11 protein-coding genes are annotated in these 12,348 nt (G+C 43.1%); 6 read left to right on the top strand and 5 right to left on the bottom strand.

All coding sequences use genetic code 11. The features are described from left to right. A partial coding sequence (locus ABD036_RS09885; protein WP_343859309.1) for a Type I secretion system protein TolC occupies positions 1-178 on the bottom strand: 178 nt, incomplete at its 3' end. 292 nt (positions 179-470) lie between these two features. Here ABD036_RS09885 and ABD036_RS09880 point away from each other — a divergent pair. Both ABD036_RS09880 and speB read left to right on the top strand, forming a co-directional pair. Next, positions 471-1,055 (top strand): discoidin domain-containing protein, encoded by a 585-nt coding sequence (locus tag ABD036_RS09880; protein ID WP_343859291.1) that lies wholly within the window; start codon positions 471-473, stop codon positions 1,053-1,055. 252 nt (positions 1,056-1,307) lie between these two features. Continuing rightward, positions 1,308-2,129: an agmatinase gene (gene speB, locus ABD036_RS09875; RefSeq protein ID WP_343859288.1), complete on the top strand. Its 822-nt coding sequence runs from the start codon at positions 1,308-1,310 to the stop codon at positions 2,127-2,129. A 76-nt stretch (positions 2,130-2,205) separates the two neighbouring features. Here speB and ABD036_RS09870 read toward each other — a convergent pair whose 3' ends face one another. The 3 genes from ABD036_RS09870 to ABD036_RS09860 form a co-directional block, all read right to left on the bottom strand. Further along, positions 2,206-3,084 (bottom strand): DMT family transporter, encoded by an 879-nt coding sequence (locus ABD036_RS09870; RefSeq protein ID WP_343859306.1) that lies wholly within the window; start codon positions 3,082-3,084, stop codon positions 2,206-2,208. Between the two features lie 27 nt (positions 3,085-3,111). Then, entirely contained in the window at positions 3,112-5,973 is a 2,862-nt protein-coding gene (locus tag ABD036_RS09865; protein ID WP_343859285.1) for an nSTAND1 domain-containing NTPase, read from the bottom strand. Positions 5,974-6,180: 207 nt separating this feature from the next. Further along, positions 6,181-8,460 (bottom strand): carbohydrate binding family 9 domain-containing protein, encoded by a 2,280-nt coding sequence (locus ABD036_RS09860; RefSeq protein WP_343859282.1) that lies wholly within the window; start codon positions 8,458-8,460, stop codon positions 6,181-6,183. 281 nt (positions 8,461-8,741) lie between these two features. On the opposite strand from ABD036_RS09860, the gene ABD036_RS09855 reads away from it, so the two are divergent. The 4 genes from ABD036_RS09855 to ABD036_RS09840 all read left to right on the top strand — a co-directional run bounded on the left by ABD036_RS09855 (position 8,742) and on the right by ABD036_RS09840 (position 11,568). Next, the gene (locus ABD036_RS09855; RefSeq protein WP_343859280.1) at positions 8,742-9,377 is read left to right on the top strand and encodes an energy transducer TonB; all 636 of its coding nucleotides are present in this window, start codon (positions 8,742-8,744) and stop codon (positions 9,375-9,377) included. A 21-nt stretch (positions 9,378-9,398) separates the two neighbouring features. Further along, positions 9,399-9,959, top strand: a complete 561-nt coding sequence (locus ABD036_RS09850) for a sigma-70 family RNA polymerase sigma factor (RefSeq protein WP_343859277.1) — start codon at positions 9,399-9,401, stop codon at positions 9,957-9,959. After that, positions 9,952-10,554, top strand: a complete 603-nt coding sequence (locus ABD036_RS09845) for a hypothetical protein (RefSeq protein ID WP_343859274.1) — start codon at positions 9,952-9,954, stop codon at positions 10,552-10,554. The genes ABD036_RS09850 and ABD036_RS09845 overlap by 8 nt, the downstream gene beginning before the upstream one ends. Before the next feature lie 558 nt (positions 10,555-11,112). Next, positions 11,113-11,568, top strand: a complete 456-nt coding sequence (locus tag ABD036_RS09840) for a hypothetical protein (RefSeq protein WP_343859303.1) — start codon at positions 11,113-11,115, stop codon at positions 11,566-11,568. Here the strand turns inward: ABD036_RS09840 and ABD036_RS09835 are convergent, their stop codons facing one another. Next, positions 11,569-12,240: an SOS response-associated peptidase gene (locus ABD036_RS09835; RefSeq protein ID WP_343859271.1), complete on the bottom strand. Its 672-nt coding sequence runs from the start codon at positions 12,238-12,240 to the stop codon at positions 11,569-11,571. It abuts the gene before it with no gap. Positions 12,241-12,348 lie beyond the last annotated feature (108 nt).

The following is a 12,348-nucleotide window of genomic DNA, read 5'->3' as shown; positions in this document are numbered from 1 at the left end:
TGGCGAACACTGACGCTAAAAATAACAAACGTTTCTCTACCCAGGCCCGGCGATGTTCAAAGCTTTGTCCCGTGAAAGAATCTTCACCACACAAAAAAGAGCGACGAACACAGCGTGAAACACAGTGATAGTAAGGGGTGTCAATTAAACTGATTTGGTTTTTACGTGGTTGGGGCATAACAGACCATCCTTGGTTGTTTGGTTACCCTAAACTTAGAACAAAATGGCCGTTTCGCCATTTTTAATGTGGGTGTCTCAGTAAAACTGGACGTTAGAGTCGGTGATTTCTTTGGACTCTTTTTTAACGAATATACATTTTGGAAAATGATTTCATCTAGTCAGATTTTTTTACAATATTTTTGATTATTGCAACCAAGTAGTTAAAATGTTCCCTTATATCAACACGTTATGCTTTTGGCATTTATTTTGCTTTGGTGATGAATTGTGTTTTTAAATTTGGGAAAAAAATAATGAGAAAAATAGTCTGGTTGTTCACTTATCTAATCGCTAGTTCAGTAAATGCTGGGGTAATCAGCATATCGAATGTAACTGCATCAAGCACTTGGAGTACGTATAACGTTGATAATCTAATTAATGGTTCAGGCCTAATAGGTAGTTTACACTCTGGTGAGTATACTGGGAAATGGATGACCAATAACACTGTCACAGGTTCTTTGCTGTTCGATTTTGGTTCCGTGTTTGATTTAACTTCAAGCTCTATATGGAATTACGGAAATGGTTGTTGTGGCATAGACCGTTCAGTTAAAGATTTGAGTGCAGAATATTCTATCGATGGTATCACTTTCTTCGCTATTGGAGATTTTATTTTGAATCAGCCTGTTGGAGACCCTTTTGCATCGGAAACAATTGCGTTGAATGCTTCAGCACAGTATATCAGATTCAACCTTAATTCGAATTACGGAAGTGCTTATACCGGACTTAGCGAAGTGCAGTTTAATGGCACTGCCGCTGCTGTTCCTGAGCCTACTTCATTTGTTCTGCTGGCACTTGGTATAGCCGGACTAGGCTTTTCAAGAAAGAAAAAAATAAGCTAATGCACTGCTGATATATTGAATCTATAAGCCTCGGTATTATCGGGGCTTTTTTATAGATACACGAAAAATCACGCTGGTAAAATAGAGCTTGGCTAGCTTTAGAGCGGGACGGTATTAGAAGTGGGTGTCCTCATTAGTTACTAGAAAAGTGGGTGTCTCCATTAGTTAGAAGTTATTAAAAGTGGGTGTCCTCATTAAGGGATATTGTGCTAATTTGGGTGTTAAATCGCTAGCGAATTTCGGTTTATGTCTATGGATAACAAAATAAAAAATGTCGGTTTATTGGGACTGCCCTTTGATCACAATTCTTCTTTTGCACGCGGCCCGGGTCAAGCGCCAAAAGTTATTAGGGATTGCCTAACTTCAGGGTCGCTAAATACCGGCACAGAAAATGGCATTGAGCTTAAAAATAATGCCAATTGGCTCGATTGTGGAGATGTGAAAAGTCAGGCTCCAGAGCATTTTGTAGGGGACATCCAACGCGCTTGTTCAAGCTTTTTAGAAAAGGGGACGGGCTTATTATCACTAGGCGGTGATCATAGTGTAACCTATCCAATCTTGCGCGCTTATTCTGAGCACTTTAAAGGCATCAATATTCTGCATATCGATGCCCATTCTGATTTATACGATTCTTTTAAAGGCAACAAATTGTCGAATGCTTGTCCTTTTGCTCGGATCATGGAAGAAAGCTTGTGTACTCGTCTAGTGCAGGTTGGTATTCGTACGTTAAACGCCCATCAACGACAACAAGCAGAAAAATTTAATGTCGAAATGATCCAAATGAAAGATTGGCATCAGGGACTTATTCCGCATTTTAGCGGCCCTGTCTATTTATCCTTAGACATCGATGGTATCGATCCCGCGTTTGCGCCTGGGGTATCACATAGGGAGCCTGGTGGATTATCTAGCCGAGAAGTCATCAATATTATTCATCAAATTCAAAGCCCCTTAATTGGAGCGGATATAGTCGAATTTAATCCACTGAAGGATATTGATAATATTACGGCTCAGCTAGCAGCCAAATTAGTAAAAGAAGTGGCCGGTAAAATGCTAATGGACCTGTCGTCCATCTAACCTTTTTAGAACCTAAAAAGGCATAACCAAAAAGTGCGACTAAACGCCAAGTTCAACAAGCCTATTTGCTGCACTATTAAGCGTATTCAGAGCCAATCAAAATGGCCACACCCAATAATGCTAATACCGACCATATTAAGGTCTTACTTTGGACTTTCTCGCCCAGCACTTTGGCCACAACTAACGACAATATGACGCTGGTGGCAAACAAGGTTTGCACAATAGCCGCCTTACTATAAGTGAGCGCTACCATTTGTAAATATAAGGCTGCAAAGGTGCCAATTACGGTTGCACCAAGAAAAAATAACCAGGTGCGCTTTGGATTAGTGGTCGTTGGTAACCATTTTTGTTTCGTAACCAACATCAACAACACGATGATCACCAAACCACCGATAAGACGGATCTGGCTAGCATTAAAGGCATCAATCTCAACAGTGGTCAGTATGTCGCGACTGATCACCGCTCCTATTGCTTGACACAATGCGGCCAAGCCAGCATAAACGTAGCCCGAAAGGTCAAACACATTGAGTTCATTGCGACGTTGGATTTTGATGATGACGTCAACGGAGAACAACACCAGCGCTGCGCCGCACCATTGTTGCCACGTCAGCCATTCTGAAATCCAAGCCATAGCTAACAAAGCAGTAAATAGCGGTGCTAATGTTTCAGCCACCAAAATCGACTGACTGTCGCCTATTTTATTCAGAGCTTGGAAAAAAAAGGTGTCGCCCAGACCAATACCAATCACACCGCTCAACAATAGCCAATAAAGCGTGTTGCTATCCACCAAAACGGGCGGCAAAATGAATTGGGTCACAAGCAGCAAAATAGCGATAGCTGCCACACCCTTCCACATGTTTAATAACAACGGAGAGAAGGAGCGACCCAGCACTCGGAACATTCGCGCGGCAACGGCCCAACAAAGCGCTGTAGTAAGCGCCGCAATTTCACCAATCATCAAAACAGAATTAAATCCGAGTCATCATGATTGTTGCTCTTTGAGTTCTTGGATTTGTTGACGTAGTTTGGGACGCATGTTTTCCAAGTCAGTGTTTTTCCACATTTCTTGAGGGACTATTTGCCAAAGCATTGTTAATCGCTGCAAGTCGTTATGGATACTGGCGTATTCCAAGTCGGCGATAAGGGCTTGCGGATGAGAAATCATGTCCGCTTCTCCAAGGTCAATATCTACAGAAATCTGTTGCAGATTGGCCGCCCTCTTTTTCCATTTATCCGCTATGGTATCCGTTGTCTTGTTTAGCCTTGCTAAAGCCGTGTTAAATGCAAAGCTTTTTTGTTGTTGCTGGAACATACGTGCATACCAATATTGTCGTTCGTAAATCGCCTCTGCCCAGAGTGGATCAGTCGAAGTCTGTACATCGTTGAGAATGGCGTAGCTTTGTTGCATAAATTCGCTAGCTGAGTCCAAATTAGCAGATTGAATGGCAACATAGGCTAAACCGGCAAGACTAAATGAGTTTAAATAACGCCACTGAATTTCAGCACCAAATTTGTCAATCATTGCGCCGCTTTTCACGGTTAAATCGGTCAACACATTTTGCGCTTGCTTACGCTGCCCCAACAGTATGTGAGTTTGTGCCAAACTCCATTGTGTGAGAGCCGCTTGTAGCCGATAGTCTTCTCCGCCATAACTTTTCAATAGCCGAGCTCTAACCCGCTCTTCACCTTTTATCATTTCAAGTGCTTCGGTAATTTTGAGATCGCTTTTATATTTATTTGCTAACCAGTTATACGCGCTGGCTGAGTTTTCCAGCGCTTTTTGACTCGCAGCTGACTTACCTTTTTCAGCAAACTTAACGGCTTCAAAATAGCTTTGCGCCGCGCTCTCCATTTGACCGCGTTCAGAAGCGATATTGGCTAAATGATAATATGCACGTGACAATTCCATTTTGGCAACGGCATTGTCTGGTTGCAGTTCGACTAGGTCAAAGGCATTTTTTTGATAAAACAAAAAGTATTGCTCAGCTGTGCCGACATCTTGCGCACGCATATGTGTCATACCAATCCAATAATTTATTTGAGCCAAGGCTAAGTGGTAGTCAAACCCGTTGGGATGAATACCCACCAACTCATCATTGAACTCACGAGCCTTTTCGAACGCCTCAATGGCATCATTATATTTCTTGCTTTGCAAAAATACTTGACCAATTTGAAAGAAGGTTTGGCTGCGACTTTGCTTAGCCGCTGTTGAGTCATCCGCATCTTGAGCATTGCTGAGGTAGTCGAATGTGCGCTTCGCTCCTGCTTGCATCACGTCAAGTCGACCAATCTCTTCTAGCTTGACGCTCTCATCATCAATCAAAAATTCAATCAATTTGTGACTTTCAATCAAATCGTCTTCGGCTTGTTTTTTGGCTAGCTTGGCGTTGTAGGCATTGTTCAGCGTAAATCCAAAGAGTAACAACAAAACGACGAGTCCAGATAGCCATAATCTGCGCTGTAGCCTTGCCCGTTTTATTGAAGCATGAATGAGTGAGCGGAGTTGCTTACTCAACATACCCCCTTGCTTCAAAATTAGCTTTCCTTCATCCAATGCCTTTCCAGAAGGCAACAAGAAGGTCGATGGACGAGTCGAGCTTTTCCATTCTGACGCCTGCACTTCAAGTGTTTGCTTCAGAAGCTGCAATTTTTGGTGACTGTCCAAGGTTTCAAGTAGTCGCGGCCAATATTCGAATAAACAATCGTGCGACAGAGAAATATAAACTTGTTGGTTATTATCGGTGTATTGGCTAAAAACACCTATTTTAGTAAAGGTGTCTATTACTTGCTGTGCTCGACTGCTGCTCAGCAATTCCTCGCGTTTGGCCCATATCCGTTCATAGTTGCCATTTTTATTCATTGCCGCAAGACGATTAACTAGGCGGTTAAAAGTGCGCTTACTGGGACGTTCTAAACTCTCATAGGCTTGCTCAGTGATCTTAGCGATGACACGATCAATACCACCTAATTTTCGGTAAGTAGAGTAGTTCACCAGGCCATTTTGTGACTGATTATCGTACAGGTGCTGCATTAAATATTGTAATGCCGGTAAGCTATTGGGTAAGGATTGCGTGCGCTGTGCGATAAATTCATCTAATGCAGGCTGCCCATCCTTGCCCTCTTCAAATCGCAAAGGAACTGGCGCGATCATTTGGCGGATTTGAGCAATATCAGGAGGCAGTACATCAAGTTGCCCACCGTGTTGTTTTAACCATAAGAGTCCCGGAAAATCAGACAGTCGGTGGTAAAAATCACTGCGCAGGGACGCCAAAACGAAAATCCCACATTGACTGGATAACCCAACCAATAAGTCAGCAAAGACGTGTTTCTCCTGCTCGCCTAAAGATTCATTGAGAAACAGCCTCTCTAGTTGGCGAACGGTAATGACCGCGTTTTGATCACGAGGCAAAGTTGCCTTTGCTTGTTTAATTTTTTCAATAAACGCGCTTGGCTGCTCTTTACCAAGCTTTAACATGGTTTCGACTGACGGCTCGTCTATCAGTGAATAATCTTGCAGCTGTGTTAAACCTAGTACCAACGCACGGATTGGATCATTACCGATATCACACGGATGCAAATGCACTGCATGAAACTGCTGAATATCAGGGAACAAAGGCGAATGATTGAGATTGGCAAGGATCCCAGCCCTTAACAGGCTTGATTTGCCAGCGCCATGATTGCCCAGTAATAACAAGAATGGCTGATGCTCTTGTGCTTTTTTACTTAACCTTTGCAGTGCATGGGTGATGAATTCATCGCGGCCTTTGAAAAACGTCCCTTGTTGCTCGGTAAATGCATTTAACCCAACAAATGGGTTACCTGTTTCAGTGTGTTGTGGTTGCAAAATCCAAATCCTAATTTAGCAAAACCCAGAGGTTTAAATTCGCTAAAAAACCATACAGCATCGACGGCTGGCGGCTTCATATACAGCATCTACATTGGCAACTCAAAAGTAAGCAAAACACTTGCTTAAGAGTTCCTGATAATCTGCAGTTACGTTAGCATCTATTATGAAAAATCGCATCAACAAAATATATACGAAGGACTAGGGTTAATTTAACCAGGCGTAACTCATTTTCATGAACACCGATTGCTCAGCGACACGACGCGTACTTACATCATCATTTTGATAGCCACTGTCGGCAAAACCGATGAAGAACTTGGTCAGCGGATTGACTTTGTAGGAATACAACAACTGCGTTCCCAAACTGCGACTGCTGCTGTGAATATCGGTGGTGTCGACAAGATAATTGTCTAGATTTCGTTCGATATCAGAATAAACAACGATGAGTCTCAGAAACTGACGTTGATCGAATTGGTAGGTTAATCGTGCATCAGTCAGGTTGGCGGTAAATAGCTGCTGGCCATCAACATCTAGGTTACTGTAGTTATGGCGTACGTTTAGTTGTAAATGCTTGCCTAAGCTGAGGTTCATGCGAGGATTGATGTTCAGTTGCTTACCAAGTCGATTATTTTCAAAATCAATTTGATCTCCCACGCGACTAAAAAGAGCAAAATAAAGTGATGACGTGGGGCGCATTTCAAAGAATACACTTGCAGAATTTTCCTCAAATAGGGTGGTGTTGCCGTCAACTTTTAATGAATCAGGATTTTGACGCAAGCCTACTTGATCACGCCCTTTAAAGCCTAGCTCAAAACGGGACTGCCATCTGCCGCGCACACTGGTTGTTATTTCAACTTCGCGCCTCAACAGTTCGCCCGCATCGCTGTGGGCAATATCCCAATCGCCAAACACTTCAATTCGGTTCCACCAACTATTTTCGCTGTACCAACGATAGCCTCCACCAATCACTGAGGTATTGCGATCGATACCACGTTGAAATCCCAAGTCAGCACGGAAATCTTTGTCATTCCGAAAGTGATCGGCTTTAAAACGCCAATTAGCTTCGTTGTGTCGGTAATTAACCCTCAAAGCCTGCCCTGAAAACGCATCGTCTTTTTGTAATCTGAGTCTTGTTTCGCCGCTAAAATCCTCATACAAAGTCGTAGGGTATTGAGTTTGTGAACCTACCCACTGAACCCTGAGGGTATCTTGCTCAGTAATTTGATATTTACTGTCTAGCGCATACACGTAATTATGATAGTTATCTGACTCTCGTGCCGTTCCCACAACCCCAACGGAAAAGTCGGAAGAATGATCATAACGATAACGTACCGCAAGGTTGTTCGATTCTTCAGTAAGTTCAGCGACACTTGAGCCTAAATTGCCTGGTATCAGGAAAGTGGTGGACTCGTCGTTGGCAACAAACACACCGAGTGAATGATCGTCTTGGCGCCCTGTGACTTTGACGCCATAGTCTGGCGCATTAATGTTGCGGGTATAAACTAGATTATAATTACTACTGAAATAATCAGCATTTTCGAGGAAAAAGGGCCGACGCTCACTAAAAAACAAGGCATTGGTATTATTGATACTTAACTGAGCAACATCAGACTCGACTTGCGAAAAATCCGGATTGAGAGTCGCTTGCAAAGACACTTCTGGCGTGATCCCCCAAGACACATCTAAACCCACTTCTTGGTTATCAGAGTTATCCCAATCTAGTGAGGTTTCCGGCTCTCGACTTCGTCCCTTGGCTACTACCAGCGTGGGCACCAACGCCAAGTTTTGTCCTTGTTTAGCTTGTTTGAAGCCACTGACATCGCCAAGTTGGCAAAGATTGCAGGAGTTGTTCCTATCGGTGGGCACATTAGAGATTCGATAACGATCTTCACGAGGGTAAAAGCGCACGAACTCAGCGCCCCAAATTTTATCGTTTTCACCCTCTTTAAAATTTAAAATACGCAGAGGAATGGCAAACTCAACCTGATAACCAGTTGCCGTTATCTGCCCAGCTGAGTCCCAAATGGCGTTCCAGCTATCGCTTTCACGTCCGGTCATTTCGTTTTGAATTGAGTCAGCTTGAATGCCATAGGCATTGGTAAAAAATTGGTAGGCTAGACGACTATCATTGAAGGTATCGAGCTTAAAGCCAACCAGATCTTCGCTCCACACTTTATCGCGGTCTCGATAAAACGCGCGAATGGATTGCGGGTCCGGATCTTGAGCAACAAACCCAATATACAAGGTTTTATCGTCTTCAAAAATCCGCACTTCGGTAGTCACCGGTGGTGTGGTATTTTCATGTGGCCGCACCACATAATTCAGCGTGATGACTTTCGCTGCTTGCCATTGAGGTTCATCCAACACGCCATCGACAACCACCGCACCTTTGATATTCGGGATCACAAGAGGAGACTCGTCCGCAAGCTGCGCAACCACATTACAACCTATAAACAAAAGCGCTGATGCGACAAGACGTATAAACATTTGATTCCTAATACTACTGATAATTAGAACATAAGTTGGGATCCCGGCAGCATAGTACAACTTGCCTGCTCACGAAACATTAACAAGTTAAATCAACATGTTATTGAGATAAAAATAGACTGCCCGCTCAATACTCAAACAGTGTAGTTAACTGCACGAACTATTTGCTACTTTTTCGTGTGGTTAAAAAAATCAATTTTAATTAACCCTATTTGAATTTTTGCTGCGTTGAATAGTTAACAGTTGCCGAATTGGCATCGTGTAAGCAAAAGGAAAGCAGCATGCAAAACCGCATATTAAGCATAGAAAAAAACCGAAGTATCAAAATGATTGGTGCAATTTCTCTGGCCGCCATTATCACCTTTCTATTGTTTGTGATGATGCAAAAGTTAATTGCCCAAGATGATGGTTATACTGTTCAAGAAACAGTGCCCGTATTCATAGATCCGGTATTAATAGAAAAAGAACAAAATACCATTGTCAAAACCGAGATTAAGCCTATTCTACCGCCGCCGGCCAAGCCACAAACTATTCAACCTAAAATACCGGTTGAACCTAACGGCGAAAACCCTGATTTTGAAGTCGTGGTCAATATTGCCAGCCCCATTATCGATACCTTTGGTGATGGAATGGAATTAAAAGATATGGAAAGCCGGCCGATTGTGCGAGTCCCGCCTAAATATCCCAACGTGGCCGCACAGCAAGGTGTTGAAGGCTGGGTGGAATTACAATTTACCATTGATGCCAGTGGCGCCGTTAAGGATGTAAGAGTGATTAATTCTGAGCCCAAACGAATGTTTGATCGAGAAGCGACCAAAGCCTTAAAAAAATGGAAATATAAGCCACAGTTAGTTAATGGTAAGCCGGTTGATAAGCCGGGCCAACAAGTTGTGTTAGACTTTAAATTAGAAAGCTAATTGGCGCAAAAAGGATGAGACGTGAGTATCACATTAGCGATTAAAACCTTATTTTCAGCCAGCCACTCTAATGAGTGGCTGATTGGACGATACGCGCAGACCGGTGAAAAGAAAGTCCTCGAACTACTCTACGACAATTGTGCCGATGACTTATATCACTATCTAAGCACCCAATCAGATCCACATATGGCAAAAGATATCTGTCAAAAAACCTGGTTGAAGGTCATTGAAAAACCCCATTTGTATCAAAATTCAGGGCGTTTTTCGGCATGGCTTTTTACCATTGCCAGAAACGCACTTATTGATGAGTATCGCAAAACCAATCGTTGGCAACCGTTGCCCGATGAACCGAGGCAATCGCTCAGTGTGGTTTTTGACTATCACGACTCCATTGCTGATAAGTTTGACAAAGTATTACTGTCATTGCCCTTTGAACAACGAGAAGCCTTTTGTCTGCAACAAGAGGGCTTTGGACTACAAGAAATTGCCGATATCACCCATAGTGGCGTGGAAACAGCGAAAAGTCGTATTCGTTACGCAAAACAAGCGCTAAAGGCGCAACTCGAGAAATATCATGACTAAGTTACACGATGATTCAACCCAATCGCATTTTGAAACTGACGTATCTGAGCTGTATCAACAACGAAAAAGCCGCCACCGTGCAACGGCCAGTATGAAACGTCAAACCCTACAACAAGCGAAAACCAGTTCTAATTGGACGAGCTTGGTAGGCAAATTTCAATTGGTCGCAATTGCAGCAAGTACCATGTTATTGTTCAGCCTGGTCGCACTGCAGTCTTACGAAATTGAGCATTTGCAACCTAAACTAGAATATACCTCGGTGTTTATCCACAGCTTTGACGACACCACGGATCAGGACTATTCACAAATAAAAACCATGTACCAGCAACATACTGAAGACTTCGTACAACGAAAAGCGTTGCTCGCTAGTCATCATCAAAAATCAGCGGTGCTGTCACAATTTGCCCATGGCTGGGAATTAAAAACCTGCGATCAAGAACTGGTAAAAATATCCAAAGAACTGGTAGACACCTTAACTGGAATGGACCTAATCAATAGCAGTTTGAAAACTGGCGACAATGTGCAAATCGCTTTCAATGCAAAAGGGCTGATTGTAGGAATTGAGCCAGCCAAAAATGTACAACAATGCACTTAATCAGATGGGCTAATCTTGCAACCCACTAAACACGATTAATAAGGACACCCATCGGATGATTAATAATAATATCCATCCTAAGATTATGAAGACACCCATAATTATGAAGACACCCATTGCAAAATGAAGATTATGAGGGCACCCATGATTATGAAGACACCCATTGCAAAATGAAGATTATGAGGACACCCATGATTATGAAGACACCCATTGCAAAATGAAGATTATGAGGACACCCATGATTATGAAGACACCCATCGCAAAATTGTAAGAACATGCATTGACGATGATTAAGCAATCTATTGAAGCTACCTTGCTAAAAGGCCATCAAGTTGCGTCTAGAAATTATGAAGACACCCATCGCAAAATTGTAAGAACATGCTTTGACGATGATTATGCAATCTATTGAAGCTATCTTGCTAAAAGGCCATCAAGTTGCGTCTGGAAATTATGAAGACACCCATCGGAAATTATGAAGACACCCATTAAATTATGAGGGCACCCATCGGATGATTAATAAGGACACCCATTGCAAAATTGTAAGAACATCCATTGACGATGATTATGCAATCTATTGAAGCCATCTTGCTAAAAGGCCATCAAGTTGCGTCTGGTGCTAACCCCGACACGCCCTACCCTGCAGGTTCAATTACGCTACAAAAACCTTATTTTAAAAAATTGGGATTGGATTTAAGCCGCTGTTTTGACGGCACCTTGAATCTGCGTTTACCGGCCAGATCGTTTGACATCCTAAAGTCGGATTTTTGTTTTGAGGAGGTGCAATGGATCCAAGGCTTTCGCCGTGAAACCTTTTCGTTTGTCGCTTGCCAACTAGAATTTCAAACCAAGTGCTTCCCAGCTTGGGTTTACTATCCGCACCCAGAAACCAAAACTCAGCACTTCCAGCAGCCTAATTTAATCGAAATATTGGCCCAGAAGATTGATAATTTAGCCTACGGAGACACGCTTACCTTGCACTATGATGCGGCTAAATTGCGGATCAATCACCGATAGTCAAAATCCAAACCCCTGTTGTTGTTGGCTCTCCGGCTCTGTTGGCTCCACCAGTTTTGCGCCTTGATTTGCCACGCTATTTACCTTACTTGAGACAGGGTAGTATCGATAATCATCATCGTAGGTATACCAGGCTAATTGCTCTACTTGTTGGGTGTTGTTTGCAAACCAGTGCTTGGCCTGGGCTTTATCAAACATTAACGGCATGGCGTGATGCAAGGGTTCCAGAGGTCCTTCGGCTGGTCGGGTGATGATGGTGAATGATCCTGGCAGACCGGCGTTAGGTGTTTCGTATAGCCCACCAAATAGTATGGGACTGCCATCTTTTCGACACACAAAATAAGCTTGTTTGAAGCCATTTTCCTGTCGCCATTCATAGTAGCCCAAGGCGGGCACTATGCAGCGCTGTTGGTGCTCCCATGCATGCTTAAATGTTGGCTTTTCAGCCAAGGTAGCAAGTCGGGCGTTAAAGGTGGAAAAGGTGGTTTGTGCGGTTTTCACCCACGATGGCAACAATCCCCACCGATACACTTGTGTGCCCCCAGAGGTGATAATGGGTGCAAGTTGACTCGGTGCTATATTAAAGCCCAATTCAGCCTGCGCAGGCCAATCCCCTAAAATATCGGACCAGCCGTGCATTGCACCAATATGATTCGCGAATCGTCCGCACATAATTTACCTTGGGTCTGTAAGATACTGTCAGTATGGCAAATATTAATTTACCCGCATAGCGTCACAACAGTATTTGAAGGCATCAATCCTCAACTTAGACAATGCCAA

Source organism: Aliiglaciecola litoralis (assembly GCF_039523355.1).
Classification (GTDB): Bacteria; Pseudomonadota; Gammaproteobacteria; order Enterobacterales; family Alteromonadaceae; genus Aliiglaciecola; species Aliiglaciecola litoralis.
This window is presented reverse-complemented; position numbering and strand designations above follow the sequence as displayed.